Genomic DNA, 17,490 nt, shown 5'->3' with positions numbered 1-17,490 from the left:
CGCACCGTCAGCCCAGTTCGACGTCGTCGAAGCGTGCCCAGAAGTGGGAGTTGGGGACGGCCGGGCGCAAGCCCCCGACCGACGAGGAGACGCCGTCGTTGGCGTCGGAGAACCCCCACACGAGCATGCCGGACCCCTCGCGGGCGATGCGCTGCGCCCGGTGGAGAAGCCCGAGCCGCTCGTTCTCGTCGCGGGTCGAGCGCGCCCGGTCCATCAGCTCGTCGAACCGGCCGGAACGGAACCCGGTCAGGTTCCGCGCGGCACCGCTGCGCATCCGCTGCTGGAGGAAGTCCGAAACGGGCAGTGTGGACGTGGTGTTGAGGGCGGCGACGCCCTTCTCCTTGATCTCACTGAAGTACGTGGTGGAGGCCCGCGTACGCGGCGTGACGCGCAGGCCGACCTCCTTCAGCTGCCGCGCGATCAGCGTGGACGCCGACTCCCATGCGGCGTCGACCGTGCTGGTCTCCAGCGTGAAGGACAGCCCTTCCGCGCCGGCATCGCGGACCAGCTCCCGGGCCCGCTCCACGTCGCGCTTCCGCTGGGGGAGCTCCGGCGGGTAGCCGCGCAATCCCTTCCCGAACAGGTCGTTGCCCACCGTGCCCCGGTTCGCCAGCGCGACGCGAACGAGAGCTTCCCTGTCGACTCCGAGCAGCACGGCCTCCACCAGCTTCGGATCGTCGAACGGCGCACGTCCGGTCCGCAGCAGCACCTGCTGCGCCGTGGCCTGGCGGGAGGTGAGCACGCGTACCGCGGGGGCCTCTTCGAGGCGGTCGATGAAGGGCCCCGAGATGTCGGCCGCGTAGTGCACCTGGCCGGACAGCAGCGCGTTGACGCGTGCGGACTCCTCGTTCACGGGCACGATCTCCAGCTCGCCGATTCGCCCCCCGCCCGCCCAGTGGCCGTCCCAGCGGCGGAAGCGCGCCACCCCGCCGGGCTTGAACGAGCCGTACCGGAAAGGGCCCGAGCCCACCGGGTGGCGGAAGCCGGTGGTGCCGGCCGGGATGATCTCCGTGCCGGGCCCTGCGAACGCCATGGGGAACTCGAAGTCCGGCCGTTTCAGCACCAGTGTCAGCTCACGGGCGCCGGCGGCGCGGCTGTCGCCGAAGTCGACGGCGGACAGCAGCTGCTGGGACGGCGAACCGGTCTTCGGGTCCGCGACGCGCCGGTAGCTGTAGAGCACGTCCTCCGCCGTCACGGGCTCGCCGTCGTGAAAAGAGGCCCTGCGCAGACGTATGCGCCAGCGCCGGCCGGAGGAGTCGCTCTCCCAGGACTCGGCGAGGCGCTCACGCACCGACATGTCGTCGTCGTAGGTCGCGAGAGTGTCGAACAGTGCTTTCGCGCGGGCCTGGTCGACGAAGTTGGGCGCTACGTGCGGGTCGAGTGTCTCCTGCGAGCCTCCGGCGGTGAACGCGGCACGGAACCGGCCTGAACTCCCGCCGCCCCCTTCGGAGGAGCATCCCCCGAGCAGGCCCGTCGCGGCGGCTGCCGCCGCCCCGGCACCCGCCACGACGCTGCGCCTGCCCGGTCCTCGTCCTCTGACTGCCGGTACAGCGGCACGAGTCGGCATCGTGCATCCTTCCCGGGGTGTCCTCGCCCCAGTCGGTGGACCGGCGACGGGTCAGTCTCCTGACTCCCGGATCGCCGCTCGCCCCGGCCTTCCAGCCCGTACGTCACGAGCCGTGGCCATGCTGGGGTCCGCTCCCCGGTCACAGTGGCGGGACCGTGCCGGAATCGCACCGGCTTCCTGATCCCCGTCGCCCTGCCCCGTCATTGTGGCCCACGGCGGGCACGCCCCCGCCCGCCGGGCACGGCCTCCCCCTCTCAGCTGATCGAGCTGCGGACCCACGGGCCTGTTGCGTCCCCGCCCTCGCAATCCGGAAGTCAGGCCGCATCCGACCGGCACGAGGATGACGAACACCCGGGAACTCTTCCGGCCACAGCGCTGGACGGGTCATGGAGTCGAGGAACCGGCGAGAAGGTCGGTTCCGCAAAGCGCAGCGAGTTCCTTGGCCACCGAGGTCAGAGGGGTGCGGAGGTTGGCCAGTTCGGCACGCATCTCGGCGGATCGTTCCCACTGCCGTTCATGTGCGACGAGGCTGATGTCGGGCGGGCGCAGGACTTCGTGTTCCTGGAGAGCAGGGTGCCAGGTCGCCAGGAAGGGGCGTAGATGCTCGTTGGCGAGGTTCGCGGCAATGCCTGGCAGCGCGATGGGCCCGGCTGTTTCGCTCGCAATGCGGTGCAGCACGTCGCGTGTCGTGGCGAACAGTGAGTGCAGCGAGGTGAGGGCTTCCCGCAGTGAACCCTGGCCCGGCGCGAGCGGCTGGACTCCGACTCGGGTGACCAGTTCGACCTGCAAGTCGAATGCCGCAGCTTGCTCGATGGTGCCCCGGGGTGCGGTGGCTTCCACTGGTCGCAGAGCCGGCGAGGTGGCCGGATGCGCCGTGGTGGATCCTCCGGCGCCGGCGGTGGGCAGCGTCGGTGCGAGTGTGTGCAGCAGCATGCGGCGGAGGTCTTCCTGCCTGGCGGTGTCAGTGTCGTGGCGGCGCACCGCGCGGGCAGCGAGGGGATGGATGGTCCAGGACCGGTTCTCCGTCGGGTCCGGACGCAGGGCGCCGGAACCGAGCAGTGTCTCGACCGCCTCTGCGACGAGGGCGGTCACATCCCATGGGTCGTAGGAGCTGATCGTGGACAGCACGTTCTCCAGCGCTGGTTGCGACATCGGTGCCGGGCTGGCCAGGGCGAACACTCGCAGGACGTCGTCGGTCGGGAGGTGACCGGACAGAGGCCGTGAGAGGAGTACGGCCGAATGTATGCGGGGATCCGAGGAGCCGTTGCCGGTGGGAGTCCGCCACGTTGTCAGGACATCGGTCCCGGGGGCGTGGAGCCTGTTGCGCAGGTGGGTGAAGTCGCTGTGCGCGGCAAGTCCCGCAAGGAGGTCCAGAGCCTGCGGATGACCGTCGACGTCGCGGACGAGGGCGGTCGCGGCAGCGCGGTCCAGATCGTTCTTGGGCGTGTGCTGGGATGCGAGCAGGCGGAACCCGTCGGCATCTCCGAGGGGCGGTAGGTCGATGCACTCTGCGAATGAGGTGTAGTGCTGGGAACGTGTGGTGACCAGTGTCGCGCAGAGCAAGTGCGGTCCGCGGAGAAGGTGCAGCTGTTCGTCGGACAGGCCGTTCGGAATACCGTCCACGACCCATAGGCAGGGGGAGTCTCCCTCCCCCAGAGTGATGGCGAGGTGGCTCAGCAGCCCTGGCAGGGAGGCGGAAGAGGCTTCCGACCCGAGGGCGGAGAGCACGGTGGAGACTTGATCCGTGTAGGTGGCCATGACCTCCGCAGGGCTCGACTCAGCACAGTGCTGCAAGTCGAACCAGAAGATCCCGCCAGGAAAGGCGGAACTGAAGCGGAGCGCGTACTCCTGAGCGAGCAGGGTCTTGCCGATGCCCGGCATACCCCTGAGCTGTGCCGCCCGTCCGGTGCCTGTCTGGGCGACCAGGGGGGCACGGTGGCGGTGAAGCGCGGTGTGGATGCGCCATTGTTCTGAAAGGCGGCCGGTGAAGTGCACCGAACCGGTGCGGGCCGGCGCCGGCAGCCACGGGACGATGGGGGCGTGGGCCCGGTCTCCCATGGGTGTGGTGATCGAGGCGATGTGGGCGGCCGCGCGCTCGGCGAGCCGGTCGACGTTCTCCTGCCCGGTCGGCCAGGGCCAGTATCGGGCATCGCGGAGTTCCACAGGATGGACGTGATCCGCTGAGGGCTCAGGATTGATCACCAGGATGCGGCGGCGTGGGTCACCTTCGTGCTGTCCCGTGAGATAGGCGTACGTCAACTCCCATTGGCAGGCGCGTCGCTGCGGATAGTCCGCCGAGTACAGAGCGAGCAGAACTTTGCACCGAGCCAGCGCCTCCGTGATGGTGGCGGTAATGGACGTGAAGTCGTCGACAGCAGTGTTGTCGACGAACACGCGTAGGCCGGCTGCCTGCAGGGCAGGCACAAGCACACCGATCGTTCGCGCGTCGGAGCTGCTGTAACTGACGAAGATGTCCCACGTAGCCTCTGAGTGGTCCCGTGCTGTCACCAACGGACCCTCCCTGGGCCGTCAAGAGACGGATACTCCATATGCGGTCTCCACCCCGAAAACAGCGGGGGGGGGGGCAGGTCGACCAGAGGTCCGCACGGCATGTGGTTCGTCGTCTGCGGGAAATGGCTCGTCACTGAACCATCATGCGACATGCATGGACTCGTCCGAGCCGGCGGATGTGCGCTACTCGGGCGTGGCAGGCGAGGACGGCTGGTCGGGCACCGTTGCAGACGCCGGCGGTGAGACCCGGGCGGAACGGCGCAGATGCGAGGCCGGATCAGGGATGCCCGCAATCTCTCCCAGGCCGATCAAGTACGGCCGCAACCTTTCCTGCAACGCTCGAAGTTCCTCGCGGAAGACCGAATTCTCGGACCACTCTGATTCGTCCTGGCCGCGGTCGGATTCCTCGAACGCCTTCAGGCGCGGATGCCACTTGGTGAGGAAGGGAGCGAGTTCGAAGTTGAGGATGTGCAGGGCAAGTTCGTAAACGGAGTTCCCGTTGGCCGGCGGAAGCGGAGTCCCCTCGGATTCGAGTGGTTCGCGATAGAGGTCGAACAGCGTCTTGAGAGAGGTGAGGGCTTCACGAAGATTTCCGTGACCGTCTTCAAGTGGGCGCGTGGCGACGCGGGTCGCGGCCTGGAAGAACATCCGCTGTGCTGCGTGGCGCATATCGGTCTTGGTCTTGAACGACATTTCGCTGCCCAACACGACCAGACGGACCTCGGTCAGTTGAGCGGACCTGCGGTACAGCTCACCTCCGAGGACCACTGCGACGCCGATGAGGCAGCCCACCGCGACGGACAGCGGTTGACCACCCGTCTGACTGATCGAGTACGCCGCGATGCCGATGACTCCGCCCACGATTCCGGCAAGCAATGCGCGCATCACCATCTGCAGGACCTGTGCAACGCCCTGCCTTCGCCTACGCTCCAAGACGATGCTCCCTCAGATGACTCAGGTCGTAAGGAATCAACAGCCCCCGCTCGGACTCGCGTCGGAACTGGTCATGCTCACATAGGAGTTGAGCTCTGTCAGTACCCGGCTACCCGGCATGGCGCGACCGGTCGCCTACCGGCGTGGACGGGTGATGAGCCAGGTGCCACCCACGACCAAGAGGGCGAAGATCACGTGGCCCACGCCCCAGGCAGCGATGAGCGCCAGCCGGTCGTACAGGGAGTAGGAGCCGGTGAGTGTGACTTGGAGGCTGCCGACGGCGAACGCGATGGCGGAGGTGAAGACCGCGACGAGCTCGACCGCGCGCACGTGGTTGGCGCGGGCAGCCTCCTGGCCTTCGCGCCGCGCCTTCTCCTGCTCCTCACCCCGGCGCCGCAACTCTCCTTCGAGTTGCTCCCAGCGTCGCCTGTGCCGCTCTTCCTGCCCGGCCAGCTGCTGTGCGTGTTCGGCGTCGAGCTCGGCTCGTAGGCGACCTTCGAGGATGGCGTCGCGTTTGGCCAAGTACTGCTCCTGAAGGAGCTTGTGGCTCCCGCGGCTCCCCAGGGCAGGCAGATGCCGGAGGGCCGTATTTATGCTGTCCAGAGCAGCGTCATGGTCGCGCACCATGTGTTGTCCGGAGGCCAGCCGGAAGTGGAAGATGTGGTCGAGAGGGTGGTCCCGCACTGCTTCGGCGGCCCTCTCGCGCAGCAGTTGCCCGTGGCCATCGAACGGGACGGCGGCCTGGATCCCGTTGAGACAGATGTCCACGACGTGGCGGGTGCGTTCGGAGGAGGACCAGGCCTGGTCGAGGAGACCGATCGCGTGTTCCGTGGTCAGAACCCTGCTGCCGAACGCGGCGAAGGAACGCAGAGCTGTGAAAAGGGGCGCCTGACGATGCACACCGGCCGCGAGAGCCAGCAGCGAGGCGTCCAGGAACTGATGGAGTTCGTCGAACCAGAAGTTCGACCGCAGCTTGCCCGCGTGGTAGAGGGTCGCGAAGTAGGCCGTCTCGCCTGCCGAGGAGTCGTGCTCGACGATTTCCTCGACCGCCCGGGAGAGTTCCAGGCTGGATTCGACGCTGTCCTTCGTGATGAACGCGTACCCCAGACTCCACTTCTCCAATACTTCGGTGTGGTGGTCGCGGATCACGTGGCCGACCAGCCACGTGGAACAGGCCGCGGCAGTTTGGATGGTCGGCCGGTCGAGGAAGCGCAGCCGCCAGTAGCGGTCGGCGCAGATCAGGTGCGGGTCCGTGGCGAAGTCCGCTGATGTCACGGTGAACGGAGGCTCCTGGCCACCCTCGAACAGCGTGGTCGCAACCTCCTCGCAGACTCGGTCGAGCTCCCTCGAGTCGGAAGCCGATACCTGTTCCAGCCGTCCGATGTGCGCCGCGGACTCCACTAAAACCCCTCCGCCATCTGCCTGTTGCTCCCCACCAATGTGCCTACCACGACAGGCCCGGCCACGTAGCCATATCCTTTGATCATGCAGGTGGATGTTGTCACGGCGGTGCACGCTCCTTACGCCGTCTTCCTGCCCTTCGCCTGGCGATCACTTCGCCGCCAGAGCCACACGGAGTGGACCTGGCTGGTGCAGATCGACGGCCCGGCCCACGAGGTGCTGGACGCCTTGCGCGAGTGCGGCGCAGCAGAAGACCCGCGGGTCCGCATCGCGGAGAACGGCACCAGCGAAGGCCCCGCCACGACCCGGAACATCGCCGTCGGCCGGGCCACCGCGAACCTCGTGCAGAACCTCGACGCAGACGACGAACTCGAACCCGAGGCCCTCCTCGCCCTGGCCGACCTCCTCGCCACTCACCCAGGCGCCGGCTTCGCAGTCGGTCATGCGCGAGATCTCATGCCGGACGGACGCCTGCACGACCATGCTCTGCCCGTGTCGGCCGGTGTACTGCCCCGTGGCCTGCTACTCGATCAGTGGAACGCAGACACAAGGGTGCCCCGACTCCCCGTGCACCCCGCAGGAGTGATGTGGCGACGCTCCCTCCTCCTCGCACTCGGCGGCTGGTCCGCGCTCCGCAGCATGGAGGACACCGGCCTCCTCATGGCCGCATCCGCATCAGCTGACGGCGTCCTCATAGAAATGCCGACACTGCGCTACCGGAGACACCGGGCTCAGCGTTCGAAGCAAAGCTCGAACTTCACCGGGGGGGGGGTGCAGGTTGCACTGGTCCGAGAGCGCGCCGCGTTGCTGCTCACCCTCCCGCGGTGGGCGGAACCGCAGACCACTGACGCAACTCCGCCAGCTCCCGGCTCGGCCGGGGACACGCAGTGACATGCTCCCGGGCAGTCCTCGCAGCGCCCAGGTGTATTGCCTCGTGTTTGCCCTGTGAGGTTGGGGATGCGGCTGGCGGGTGGTGGTGGTTCGCCTCCTGGGAGCCGCGCCGGGGCGAGCATCCACACTGCGCGGGCTCGGCACTCCTCGATCACCATCACGGCGGACACGTACACGAGCCTGCTCCCGATGCCGACCTCGCGATAGCCGAGGCGGATGCCCGATAGCTTCTGCGTGCACACGCAACCCATGAAAACGAAGAGCCGGAAGCCGAGCCCGGGCTTGATAAGACCGGGGTGTCCGGCGCGACGCCTGTGCCGGACGGTGCCGTGGAATCCGGGGAAACACCCGAGCCTGGCGCCTTGTCCGCTCACGCACCGCTCACGCAAACGGCCCCGGACGTGGGGTCCGAGGCCGAGCAGAGCGCGCTTCCCTGGGCTCGAAATCCCAGAGAAGCGGCTCGATGCGCTGGTGCCCCCGGCAGGATTCGAACCTGCGACACCCGCTTTAGGAGAGCGGTGCTCTATCCCCTGAGCTACGGAGGCGGGGCTTGGTGAAATCCTTGGTGAAAACCCCAGAGGGGAACGCATCGGGCCACACAAGCGCCAGGGTCGCCCACAAGGGACGCCCCTGGACAGGTTAGCTGATGGCTCGGTGTGGTGACGCCCAGGCTGTCTCAGCGAATGCGGAGAGCACTCAGCTCGGGCATGGGAGCTCTCGGGGTGCTCTGCGTATCGGGCAGCGGAGGTGGCGTTCTGCCCGAGCATGGAGCCCAGAACGACGAGACTCTGGGCTTCAGCGCCGTACGCGATGAGTCGTCCGTTCCCTTCCAGAGCGATCGGTCGAACTGTGAGAACGCCGATTCGGGGTCTTCTCGTCCCCGTAGAGGGACTTGATGGACCGAGGTGCCGGCAGGGATCTGCTGGAGGTGCTCAGCACGGTGGAAGCCCTGTTCAAAGTCGCTCTGTCCAGCCGTTCGTTCGCCCGCTGTCGTGGTATCGGCAACAGGTTCCCTGTGGAAGTGGATGCCATGGACGCATGGCACGCCCACGAGGTGGTACCAGCGGAAGGTGAGGGTGCCGCGGCGCTCGAACTTCCGTACCGGCAGGGGAGCGAGGGTGCTCGTCCCGTCGTCCAGGTGCGCTCCTGAACGCGTCCCTCGGCGGCCACAGTTCATGGCGGCAGTGATCGAACTCCAGGATGCGCAGAGAGTGCGCCTCGACGCCTGTGCTGCTGGTTGACCAGGAGTCGGCCCCGCCGAGCGACAACGTCACGAGGCATCCCGCGTAGGGCTCCGTCGTAGAGCAAACCCAAGCATCCGTCGGTGGCCGCCAATTCGTGCCGGGGCGTGGCGGCACGCAGCCTTTCGTGAAACACGCCTGTCGCGGGCACCGTCACGATCCGGGCGGCGCAAGGCCGAGGGGCGCCCGTCAATCTGAGCTCACGGGCGTCGGTTGTGACGTACGTCACGGAGTCGTGCTTCGCGCGGACGGAACTCCTCACTCTCGCTGCCCGACTACCTGCTGGCACCGCACGCGCAGGGACCGACGGGAGCCCGGAGAGGAACACCATGGCGAGCACCGCGGCGACCACGCCGGAGTTGGAGGAACCACCCTCCGGCGCACCGGCAACCGAAGCAACGGACACCCGGGCGGGGATACGGGCGCTGCTGCTGCGCCTCCACTTCTACGCGGGGGTCTTCATCGCTCCGTTCCTGCTCGTCGCCGCTGTGACGGGGCTCTTCTACACGGCCATGCCTCAAGTGGAGAGGAGCGTGTATCAGCACGAGCTGAAGGTGACCCCCCGAGGGGAGCCCGACTCGCTGGCGGTGCAGGTGGCAGCGGCGAAGAAGGCCGTGCCGGACGGTTCGCTGGTCTCGGTGACCACGGGGCCGGGCCGTGAGGACAGTACGAGGGTCGTCTTCGAGGAGTCCGGACTCAAGGAGGGGTACACCCGGACCGCCTTCATCGACCCCTATGACCATTCGGTGCTCGGCACGCTGGAGACCTTCGGACAGTGGTTGCCGGTGCGAGCGTGGTTCGACGACCTGCACCGCAACCTTCACCTGGGGGACTTCGGCCGCAACTACAGCGAGATCGCGGCGAGCTGGCTGTGGGTGGAGGCCGGCGGCGGACTGGTGCTCTGGGTGGGGCTTCGCCGCACGCGCCGGAGGCTGCGCCGCACGGTGCTGCCGGAGCAGTCCGCACCTGCCGGACGCCGCCGGGTGAGGTCCTGGCACGGCGCGGTCGGAGTGTGGGCGGCGGCCGGTCTGCTGGGCCTGTCGGCGACCGGCCTGACCTGGTCCGCGTACGCGGGGGCCAACATCACGCAGCTGCGGGAGCAGTTGAACAGCCCCACGCCGACGGTCGCGGCCACCGTTCCGCACGATGACGGCTCCGGCCAGTCGGGCGGCCGCGACATCGGCTTCGACGGCGCCGTCCGCGAGGCACGGGAAGCAGGTCTCGGAGGCGTCTTGGACATCACGCCCCCCGCCGACAGTGGCAGTGGATACGTCGTGAAGGAGAACACCCGCTCCTGGCCCGAACGTCAGGACTCGGTCGCGGTGGCGCCGGACTCGGGAGAGATCACCGCGACGCTCCGCTTCGACGACTACCCCCTGCTGGCGAAGCTGTCCCGCTGGGGTGTGGACGCGCACATGGGTCTGCTGTTCGGCCTGGTGAACCAGATCGTGCTGGCTCTGCTGGCCCTCGCGCTCATCGCGATGATCTTCTGGGGCTACCGGATGTGGTGGCTGCGCCGGCCCACTCGCGGGGCTGCCACCACGGGACGGCTGACACGACTCGGACGTGCTCCGGCCCGAGGAGCGTGGCGCCGCATCCCGGGACGGGTTCTGGCCCCGGCCGCTGTCGCGACGGCGCTCGTCGCGTACTGGCTACCGTGGTTCGGTATTCCGCTGGTGCTGTTCCTGGTCGTGGATCTGCTGATGGGCAGGGTGCGTGGACGCCGGGAGTCGCAGGAGGTGGGCGTGTGATCTCCGCACCGGGTCTGCGCTGGATACTCACCGCCGCACTGGTGGCGCTCACCTTCCATGCGCTGTGGCGTGCTGTCCGCACGTCGGGGGCAGCGGAAAGGGTTTCGCATCTGCTGCATGCCGCCATGGCGGCGGCCATGGCGGCCATGTGCTGGCCGCAGGGCATGGAGATGCCTGCGGTGCCGCAGGTGATCTTCTTCGTGGCGGCCGCGCTGTGGTTTCCCGCGGCGGCAGCCGCGGGTGGGCAGGAGAGCGGCGGCCGGTCCCGGTCGCAGCGGATTCTCGCCACCCTGCCTCACACCGCTGTCATGGCCGGGATGGCGTGGATGCTCCACGCCATGGGCCAGTCGATGGATGGCGCCGAACAGGCCTCCGCCGACATGGACCACGGCGCCGCGGGCGGCCACCACAGCGCGGCCCCGGCCGACTTGGCGTCCATGTCGCTGCACGGCGCCACTCAGCAGACCGTCTCCGGGATCCTGGCGACCGTCTTCCTGGCCCTGTCCCTGTGGTGGCTGGTCCGAGGGCTCGACGGCGCACGCAAACCGGTGCCGGTTTCCGCCGAGCCCGCACGGGCCCGTGCGGTGGAGCACGTACCTGGGGATCTTCTGTGCCACGGGGTGATGGCGCTGGTGATGGCCGTCATGTTCGTCCTCGTCGCATAGGGGCAGGGGGACGGGACGCGGGTCCTGCCGGCGGCGTCCCGTCCTCGTGAAGGCGCTCGCAGATTCTGTCCGGAAGTGAGCGGTTTTCGGCCTCCCGTGTTCGGCCCGCTGACCAGGTGCGACGATGGGCGCACCATGCATGCGGGACGGGTCCTCAGAGCGCTGCGAGCCGGGGTGTTCGCGGCCGTCTGCGTGATGCTCGCAGCACTGGGACACGCGATGACATCGGGACAGGCAGTGCCCGGCTGGATGATCGCCGTCGGCTGGACCGGTACCGCCGGCTTCGCGTGGTTCCTGAGCGGCAAGGAGCGCGGAGCCTTGCTGGTAGGTGCTCTGACCGTGTGCACGCAGGTCTTCCTGCACACGGCTTTCTCGCTGGGCCAGGCCATGATGCCGCCGGCGGCCGCTCCGTCCGGGCACGCCCACGGAGCTGCGCACCCGGCTGGTCATGCCGCGTCCCACGGGATGGGTGGATCGATGTCCGGTCACACCCACCACACGCACATGGACGTGCATCACGGCATGGCAGGGCATGCATCGACCGGAGCGGCCGGAGCCGGCGCGGACGCGCCTACCGCCCTTCACGGTGGGCACAGCGACTCCGCGGGGATGCTCGCCGTCCACGTCTTCGTGGCACTGCTCAGCGCGTGGTGGATGTGGGGCGGTGAGCGGGCCGTCTTCCAGCTGCTGCGCGCGGCGTCCGCCCGCCTCTTCGCACCGCTCGCCTTCGACCTCGCCCCCTCCCTGCCGGCCCCGATCCCCGTACTGCGGGCGGAGCCGTGGGGACAGCGGGGCGCACCGCTGCGACTGTTCCTGAGCCATGTCATCTGGCTGAGAGGTCCGCCGGCCGGTCCGGCTGTCTGACGACAGCACGGCCGTAAGCCCCGGTCGGCGCCGCATTTCGGCGCGACCACCGGGATCGTTCACCGGCTCGCCCGTCAAGCGGCAGCCGGATCGCCTGAAGGACTTCAGATGATGACCCCTGCGCATACGCGGGCGCCCAAGAAACGCGGCGCCCCGCCAGGCACAACACAGAAACAGCACTGTTCAGCAAGCCGGTCGGTCCGAACTGCCCGTGGTTGGCCCGGGGTTGCAGGAGCCTCCTCCGGACGGGGCCGCTCGGGGATCCTGCCTCCCGGACTCGGCGCTCCCCGCGACCTCGTCGTCGACGGCCCGTTGCAGACGCAGCGCTCCGGCCTCCCATGCACGGCAGTCGGCGCATCCCGCGAGGTGCTCCTGCAGCGCCTGCTCGGTGACGCCGGGAGGCAGGGCCTCCCCGTCGAGCCGGGCGGACAGCGCGGTGCGGGCGCGGGAGCAGAGCATGCGCCCATCCTCTCCGATTCACATCAGTGGAGGAGAGGCGAGCCGCGCGATGACTGACGACACAGAAGCGACGGCTTGGGCGCTGGCCGCCCGCGCCGGAGACGAGGAGGCCGCGCAGCAGTTCGTCCGGGCAACGCAGCTCGATGTGCGCCGGTTCGTGACGCACCTCAGCGGCGACGCCCAAGCGACGGACGACCTGGTGCAGGAGACCTATCTGCGGGCACTGCGGAGCCTGCCGGCGTTCGAGGGCAGGTCCTCGGCCCGTACATGGCTGCTCACCATCGCGCGGCGAGCTGTTGCCGACCGTATCCGCGCAACCTCCTGCCGTCCTCGGCTCGCGGGTACGGACGACTGGGAGGCGGCGCTGGAGAAGGCGCAGCCGCGCGGTCTGCCCGGGTTCGAGGAGGGGATAGCGCTGAGCGAACTGCTGGCCGTGATCGACGGCCAGCGGCGCGAGGCGTTCGTCCTCACGCAGCTCCTGGGGCTCTCCTATGCCCAGGCGGCAGCGGTGATCGGCTGTCCGTTGGGGACGGTGCGTTCCCGGGTCGCCCGGGCGCGCGAGAGCCTGATCTCCCTGCTGGCGGAGGCAGAGCAGGACCGCCCCGCTGGAGAGGGCACCGTCACCGCCCGGGCCGGAGAGAGCGCGGAACCGGGTGACCGCCCGGTCGCCCTGGCAGGTTCGGCGGCGTGACAGGAAGCGGCGGTCCTTGAACGTGCTGGTGCGCGATCAGGGGCCGCCGTCTCTGTCCTCGCCGCCCTACCCGAGGGTCAGCGCAGTTCTCCGGGGCGGACGGCGACGGCCTGCACAGTGATGGGCCGCAGGTCTTCGAAGTGGAGGGTGAAGCGGAGGCGTTCGCCTGGGGAGACCTTCGGCGCTGGTGTGACCATGACGTTCAGCGCGTAGGGCGACATCCGCAGCGTGCTGTGCGGGAGCACGAAGATGTACGGCACCATCACCATCGTCCGGGCGCCGCCGCTCGTGGTGACGTTCCGGCTCAGCATGGTGCGGTTTCCCTGCGCGACGGTGACGCGTGTCAGTTGTTCGCTCACATCACCGGTGTTGCGGATGGTGAAGAAGGCGGATGTGGCGCCTTCCCGAAGCGGTGTGAAGATGCGGCCCTCCGAGATCTCCAGCCCGCGCGGCTTACCGGCGTGCCCAGCGGCCGTCCACGCGGTCAGCGCGCCCAGAACCGCGACGCACGTCACGATGGGAATGATGGCGGCCCGTAGCGAGTCCACGAGGGCCCGGGCGGTTCCGGTACTGGCAGGCATGTTCACTCCGTCTCCTGGAAGCCGGTATTGAGCCGGGACGGCTGGTGGGCCCGGCCTCCGGTTGCGGGGCTCCAGGTCCGGAGCCGGAGGCTGTTGCAGACGACGAGGAGTGAACTCGCGGACATGGCGGCCGCGGCGAACATCGGGTTGAGCAAGCCGACCGCGGCCAACGGCACGGTGACGAGGTTGTAGCCGAAGGCCCACAGCAGGTTGATGCGAATGGTGCCGAGGGTCTGCCGCGCCAAGTGCACCGCGTCGGGCAGCGTTTGGATGTCCTCGCGGGTGAGGGTGATGTCGGCGGCGCCGATGGCGGCGTCGGCGCCGCTGCTCATGGCGATGCCGAGGTCTGCCTCGGCGAGGGCCGCGGCGTCGTTGACGCCGTCCCCGACCACCGCGACCTGCCTGCCCTCCTCCTTCAGCCGCTTCACGAGCGCGGCCTTGTCCTCCGGTCGGACCGCCGCGTGGACGTCCGTGATGCCCAGCTGACCGGCGACAGCACGTGCGGTGGCCTCCGAGTCCCCGGTCGCCATGACGGGATCGAGCCCGAGACGGCGCAGACGGTCCACGGCGCGGTAGGTGTCGCTGCGCAGCGCGTCTCCGAGGCTGATGACGCTGTCGGGGATGCCGTCGACCGTGACGAGCACCGCGCTGCGGCCTTCCTTCCCGGCTGTCCGTACGGCGTCCCGGAGCGTCCCGGGAAGGCTCTCTTCGTCGACGGGCCGGCCGACTTCCACGAGCCGTCCCTCGACGTTCGCCTGAACGGCCTGGCCCGGGACCTCGGTGAAGTCGGTGGCGCGGGCCAGTGGTTGCGCCTCCAGGCCCACCGCGTGGGCAGTGATCGCTGCGGCCAGTGGGTGAGTCGAGGCTCGTTCGACCGAGGCCGCCAGACGCACGGATGTGACCGCGTCCCCGCCGTCGGCCGTGGTGATGCCGAGGACGCTCATGCGTCCGGTGGTCAGCGTGCCCGTCTTGTCCAGTACCACGGTGTCCACCCGGCGGAGAGACTCCAGCGCCCGCGGTCCGCTGACGAGGATGCCCAGCTGCGCCCCCCGGCCCGTGGCCGCCAGCAGGGCTGTGGGCGTGGCCAGTCCCAGGGCGCACGGGCAGGCCACGACGAGGACGGCGACCGCCGCGGTGACGGCGGACTGTGCTGCCGCGCCGGCGCCGAGCCAGAAGCCGAGAACGGTCACGGAGACGGTGAGCACTGCGGGGACGAAGACGGCTGCGACGGAGTCGGCCAGGCGCTGCACCTTCGTCTTACCGGTCTGCGCCTCCTCCACCAGACGTGTGATGCGGGCGAGTTGCGTCTCCGCTCCGACGACGCTCGCCCGTACCTGAAGCAGTCCACCGGAGTTGAGGGCGCCGCCGACGACGCGGGTTCCGGGCCCTGCCTCGACAGGCCGGCTCTCGCCGGTGATCAGGGAGAGGTCCAGCGCCGAATTGCCTTCGACGACGGTGCCGTCGGTGGCGACGCGTTCGCCGGGTCTGACCAGGAAGTGGTCGCCGACCTGCAGGTCACCGATGGGGATGCGGCGTTCGTTGCCGTTCACGCTTACGAGGGCGTCCTTGGCGGCGAGTTCCGCGAGCGAACTCAGGGCGGACCCGGTACGGTGCCGCGCCCGGCTCTCCAGCATGCGGCCGGTGAGGACGAACAGCGGTACCGCGACTGCCGCTTCGAGATAGATGTGTGCCGTCCCGCCGGACTCGGGCAGCAGGGAGAACGGCATCGTCATGCCCGGCACGCCCGCCCCGCCGCCGAAGAGGGCGTAGCACGACCAGGAGAAGGAGGCGGCGACCCCGAGGGAGACGAGCGTGTCCATCGTGGCCTCGCCGTGCCGCAACCCGCGCAGGGCCCGCTGATGGAAGGGCCAGGCGCTCCACGCCGCCACCGGTGCCGCCAAGGTGAGGCACAGCCACTGCCAGTTGCGGAACTGCCAGGCCGGAACCATCGACAGCACCAGCACGGGCGCGGACAGCAGCAGCGTGACCATCAGCCGGTCCCAGGCCGGATCCCTCGTCCCCTCACGAGGAGTGGGAGAGTCCGGGCCGCCGGCTGGGGGCGCGACGTGGGCGTTCGATGGTGAAGCCGGTTCCGGGAGACTCGCGGTGAACCCTGCCCTCTCGACCGTCGCGACCAGTTTTTCGAGGGGGAGGGAAACCGGATGGTCGATCCGCGCGCGGCCGGTGGCGAGGTTGACCGTCGCGGAGACTCCTTCGAGCCGGTTGAGCTTCTTCTCGACCCGGCCCACGCACGCCGCACACGTCATCCCGCCGACCATCAGCACACTGCTTGCGGGAAGGGACGCGTGCGAGGCGGTGTCCTGAAGGGCCCGGGAGGGCTCCTGTGGTGAAGCCGCGCCGGCCCTGCTGTCCGTCACCGTCCTGCCTCCCGAGGGGAGGGAGGATTCAGGCCGTGTGTGTCGTGCCCCTCTCCTTTCCCGCCTGGCTTCGAACTGCCGCTGTCGCCGTGGATGGGCCGCATCCCCGGTGCCACCGGCCCTGCGAAGGTTCCGGCTGCATAGGAGACGGCGAACAGCGTCGCCAGCAGCAGGACGAACCCGGCCACGGACGGTGCGGGCAGCCACCGACGGAAGGCGGAGCCGGACGCCTCCCGGGTTCCGTCAGGGACGGGGTCGGTCATGGGTTCTCCACTGTTCGGTACAAACCTCGCGCGCGCCGCAGTACCGGAGCCCCGGCGTGTCCGGCACGAGCCCTATGTGTTCCTGCAGCTTGTCGGGCGCGAGGAACGGCTGGTTCCCGGCGGCCTGTGTGGCATGGATCACTCCATGAGGCTGACGAGAGTGACGTGCCGGTCCGAGCACCGCGGCCGCGCATGGCCCGTGCGGGGGTCGTCGGGTCAGTCCCGAGCGGCCCGTACCTCGGTGTTCTGGCCCACGTGCAGCAGCCAGGTGCCGTCGCTCTGCTTCGTCAGGACGTACAGGGGTGCGCCTTCCGAGTCGCCCTCTGCCGAGTGGTAGATCTGCCGGACCTTGACGGCAGCCACGTCGGGCCGCAGGAACTTGGTGTGCACTGCCTCGTAGGTGACCTCGCCGTCCCAGGTCGCGCCGGGCAGCACGGCGCGGGTGAACTCGGCGATCTTGTCGAAGCCGATGAGGACTTTGCCGTGGGCGGTCGTCCAGACGGCGTCGGGGTGGAAGAGGGCGAGGAACCCCTCGGCGTCCTTGGCGCGCTGCGTGCGCTCGACGGTGGCCACGATCTCTTCGATGGCGCTGATGTCCGCGGTCTCGGTGCTCATGCGTGCAGCGTCGTACTTGAAGCGTAGTTGAAGTCAAGGGTCGTGGTGACGGTGACGGCTGAGAGGTGTGGGATCAGCCATGACGTCCGTTGCGGCGGACGGTGCCGGGCGCTACGCGTCCCGAGACCGCACCGCCCGCCGCACGGGGCGCAGTGAAACCCGGGCTACATCTCCGTCCAGGTGAAGGCGACGTCGTCGCCCGCGGAGAGCTTGTGCTGGCAGCCGCCGACGGAGGTGGCCTGGCCGTTGACGGAGATGCTCCAGTAGGCGTCGGCGGTCTGGGCGTCACCGTCGACGGTGGTCACGAAGTAGTCCTCGAAGGAGGCGTACCAGGTGCCGTCCCACGAGAAGTCCTCGGCCTTCGCGGCGTCGTCCAGGGCGGCGGTGGGTGTGGCGCCCGGTGAGGAGTTGGCGCCGTTGTTGGTGCCGTCGCACTTGTGGCTGCCGCCGGTCGCGGCGGTGACGGTGTGCCCGGTCGTCCGGAGGTCTCCGTCGTAGACGGAGCCGTCCGGGCCGGTGACGGTGAGGTGCACCGATATCGGAGCGGCGGCTTCCGGAGTACGGGCCTGGGCTGCCGTCGGGGCCCACATGGTGAGGGCGAGACCCAGGACCGAGGCGGTCACCGGAAGCCCGAGGAATCTTCGTCGCATCAGGAACTCCTTGCTGTGGGGCGCGCCGT

General features: G+C 69.1%; 16 protein-coding genes, 1 tRNA gene and 1 riboswitch. Of the genes, 6 read left to right on the top strand and 11 right to left on the bottom strand.

The window, feature by feature from the left end; genetic code table 11:
* Positions 1 to 7: 7 nt before the first annotated feature.
* The 4 genes from H181DRAFT_RS17005 to H181DRAFT_RS16990 form a co-directional block, all read right to left on the bottom strand.
* Positions 8 to 1,567, bottom strand: coding sequence for an ABC transporter substrate-binding protein (locus H181DRAFT_RS17005; protein ID WP_045865321.1), 1,560 nt, complete (start codon positions 1,565 to 1,567; stop codon positions 8 to 10).
* Between the two features lie 52 nt (positions 1,568 to 1,619).
* Positions 1,620 to 1,749: riboswitch (cobalamin riboswitch) on the bottom strand.
* 202 nt (positions 1,750 to 1,951) lie between these two features.
* On the bottom strand, positions 1,952 to 4,075 hold the full coding sequence (locus tag H181DRAFT_RS17000) for a TIR domain-containing protein (RefSeq protein ID WP_254666879.1): 2,124 nt from the start codon (positions 4,073 to 4,075) through the stop codon (positions 1,952 to 1,954).
* 186 nt (positions 4,076 to 4,261) lie between these two features.
* A complete protein-coding gene (locus tag H181DRAFT_RS16995; protein WP_139131713.1) occupies positions 4,262 to 4,969 on the bottom strand; it encodes a hypothetical protein in 708 nt (235 codons plus the stop codon).
* Between the two features lie 177 nt (positions 4,970 to 5,146).
* Complete coding sequence (locus H181DRAFT_RS16990) at positions 5,147 to 6,286, bottom strand: hypothetical protein (RefSeq protein WP_199810831.1); 1,140 nt, start codon at positions 6,284 to 6,286, stop codon at positions 5,147 to 5,149.
* Positions 6,287 to 6,496: 210 nt separating this feature from the next.
* On the opposite strand from H181DRAFT_RS16990, the gene H181DRAFT_RS16985 reads away from it, so the two are divergent.
* Positions 6,497 to 7,303 (top strand): glycosyltransferase family 2 protein, encoded by an 807-nt coding sequence (locus tag H181DRAFT_RS16985; protein WP_074467905.1) that lies wholly within the window; start codon positions 6,497 to 6,499, stop codon positions 7,301 to 7,303.
* A 469-nt stretch (positions 7,304 to 7,772) separates the two neighbouring features.
* On the opposite strand, the gene H181DRAFT_RS16980 is transcribed toward H181DRAFT_RS16985, so the two are convergent.
* A tRNA-Arg gene (locus H181DRAFT_RS16980) sits at positions 7,773 to 7,848 on the bottom strand.
* Between the two features lie 350 nt (positions 7,849 to 8,198).
* Here H181DRAFT_RS16980 and H181DRAFT_RS16975 point away from each other — a divergent pair.
* The 4 genes from H181DRAFT_RS16975 to H181DRAFT_RS16960 all read left to right on the top strand — a co-directional run bounded on the left by H181DRAFT_RS16975 (position 8,199) and on the right by H181DRAFT_RS16960 (position 11,824).
* A complete protein-coding gene (locus tag H181DRAFT_RS16975; RefSeq protein WP_045865319.1) occupies positions 8,199 to 8,453 on the top strand; it encodes a hypothetical protein in 255 nt (84 codons plus the stop codon).
* Positions 8,454 to 8,873: 420 nt separating this feature from the next.
* On the top strand, positions 8,874 to 10,295 hold the full coding sequence (locus tag H181DRAFT_RS16970) for a PepSY-associated TM helix domain-containing protein (RefSeq protein ID WP_045865318.1): 1,422 nt from the start codon (positions 8,874 to 8,876) through the stop codon (positions 10,293 to 10,295).
* Positions 10,292 to 10,960, top strand: coding sequence for a DUF5134 domain-containing protein (locus H181DRAFT_RS16965; RefSeq protein ID WP_045865317.1), 669 nt, complete (start codon positions 10,292 to 10,294; stop codon positions 10,958 to 10,960). The genes H181DRAFT_RS16970 and H181DRAFT_RS16965 overlap by 4 nt, the downstream gene beginning before the upstream one ends.
* A gap of 219 nt (positions 10,961 to 11,179) precedes the next feature.
* Positions 11,180 to 11,824: a PE-PGRS family protein gene (locus H181DRAFT_RS16960; RefSeq protein WP_254666878.1), complete on the top strand. Its 645-nt coding sequence runs from the start codon at positions 11,180 to 11,182 to the stop codon at positions 11,822 to 11,824.
* Positions 11,825 to 12,007: 183 nt separating this feature from the next.
* On the opposite strand, the gene H181DRAFT_RS28475 is transcribed toward H181DRAFT_RS16960, so the two are convergent.
* The gene (locus tag H181DRAFT_RS28475; protein ID WP_045865315.1) at positions 12,008 to 12,283 is read right to left on the bottom strand and encodes a zf-HC2 domain-containing protein; all 276 of its coding nucleotides are present in this window, start codon (positions 12,281 to 12,283) and stop codon (positions 12,008 to 12,010) included.
* 49 nt (positions 12,284 to 12,332) lie between these two features.
* Here H181DRAFT_RS28475 and H181DRAFT_RS16950 point away from each other — a divergent pair, with 49 nt between their 5' ends.
* Positions 12,333 to 12,974, top strand: coding sequence for a sigma-70 family RNA polymerase sigma factor (locus tag H181DRAFT_RS16950; RefSeq protein WP_045865314.1), 642 nt, complete (start codon positions 12,333 to 12,335; stop codon positions 12,972 to 12,974).
* Positions 12,975 to 13,051: 77 nt separating this feature from the next.
* On the opposite strand, the gene H181DRAFT_RS16945 is transcribed toward H181DRAFT_RS16950, so the two are convergent.
* From H181DRAFT_RS16945 to H181DRAFT_RS16925, 5 genes are all read right to left on the bottom strand, one after another.
* Positions 13,052 to 13,555, bottom strand: coding sequence for a copper chaperone PCu(A)C (locus H181DRAFT_RS16945; protein WP_045865313.1), 504 nt, complete (start codon positions 13,553 to 13,555; stop codon positions 13,052 to 13,054).
* A 2-nt stretch (positions 13,556 to 13,557) separates the two neighbouring features.
* Positions 13,558 to 15,834 carry a heavy metal translocating P-type ATPase gene (locus H181DRAFT_RS16940; RefSeq protein ID WP_045865312.1) on the bottom strand — a complete coding sequence of 759 codons (2,277 nt, stop codon included), beginning with the start codon at positions 15,832 to 15,834 and terminating at the stop codon, positions 13,558 to 13,560.
* Between the two features lie 95 nt (positions 15,835 to 15,929).
* Complete coding sequence (locus H181DRAFT_RS16935; RefSeq protein WP_045865311.1) at positions 15,930 to 16,196, bottom strand: hypothetical protein; 267 nt, start codon at positions 16,194 to 16,196, stop codon at positions 15,930 to 15,932.
* 216 nt (positions 16,197 to 16,412) lie between these two features.
* Complete coding sequence (locus tag H181DRAFT_RS16930; protein ID WP_045865310.1) at positions 16,413 to 16,811, bottom strand: SgcJ/EcaC family oxidoreductase; 399 nt, start codon at positions 16,809 to 16,811, stop codon at positions 16,413 to 16,415.
* Between the two features lie 164 nt (positions 16,812 to 16,975).
* A complete protein-coding gene (locus tag H181DRAFT_RS16925) occupies positions 16,976 to 17,461 on the bottom strand; it encodes a DUF4430 domain-containing protein (RefSeq protein ID WP_045865309.1) in 486 nt (161 codons plus the stop codon).
* Between the last annotated feature and the right edge of the window lie 29 nt (positions 17,462 to 17,490).

Origin of the sequence: Streptomyces sp. WMMB 714, from assembly GCF_900090125.1 — a bacterium.
GTDB lineage: Bacteria > Actinomycetota > Actinomycetes > Streptomycetales > Streptomycetaceae > Streptomyces > Streptomyces daqingensis.
Note: the sequence above shows the minus strand (reverse complement) of the source record. Positions and strands in the feature narration are given on the sequence as shown.

Coding starts and splice junctions, on each gene's coding strand:
- H181DRAFT_RS16925 (WP_045865309.1), bottom strand. CDS start 17,461: ATGCGACGAAGATTCCTCGGGCTTCCGGTGACCGCCTCGGTCCTGGGT.
- H181DRAFT_RS17005 (WP_045865321.1), bottom strand. CDS start 1,567: ATGCCGACTCGTGCCGCTGTACCGGCAGTCAGAGGACGAGGACCGGGC.
- H181DRAFT_RS16995 (WP_139131713.1), bottom strand. CDS start 4,969: ATGGTGATGCGCGCATTGCTTGCCGGAATCGTGGGCGGAGTCATCGGC.
- H181DRAFT_RS16940 (WP_045865312.1), bottom strand. CDS start 15,834: ATGGTCGGCGGGATGACGTGTGCGGCGTGCGTGGGCCGGGTCGAGAAG.
- H181DRAFT_RS16930 (WP_045865310.1), bottom strand. CDS start 16,811: ATGAGCACCGAGACCGCGGACATCAGCGCCATCGAAGAGATCGTGGCC.
- H181DRAFT_RS16950 (WP_045865314.1), top strand. CDS start 12,333: ATGACTGACGACACAGAAGCGACGGCTTGGGCGCTGGCCGCCCGCGCC.
- H181DRAFT_RS16970 (WP_045865318.1), top strand. CDS start 8,874: ATGGCGAGCACCGCGGCGACCACGCCGGAGTTGGAGGAACCACCCTCC.
- H181DRAFT_RS16960 (WP_254666878.1), top strand. CDS start 11,180: ATGACATCGGGACAGGCAGTGCCCGGCTGGATGATCGCCGTCGGCTGG.
- H181DRAFT_RS16945 (WP_045865313.1), bottom strand. CDS start 13,555: ATGCCTGCCAGTACCGGAACCGCCCGGGCCCTCGTGGACTCGCTACGG.
- H181DRAFT_RS28475 (WP_045865315.1), bottom strand. CDS start 12,283: ATGCTCTGCTCCCGCGCCCGCACCGCGCTGTCCGCCCGGCTCGACGGG.
- H181DRAFT_RS16975 (WP_045865319.1), top strand. CDS start 8,199: ATGGACCGAGGTGCCGGCAGGGATCTGCTGGAGGTGCTCAGCACGGTG.
- H181DRAFT_RS16985 (WP_074467905.1), top strand. CDS start 6,497: ATGCAGGTGGATGTTGTCACGGCGGTGCACGCTCCTTACGCCGTCTTC.
- H181DRAFT_RS16935 (WP_045865311.1), bottom strand. CDS start 16,196: ATGACCGACCCCGTCCCTGACGGAACCCGGGAGGCGTCCGGCTCCGCC.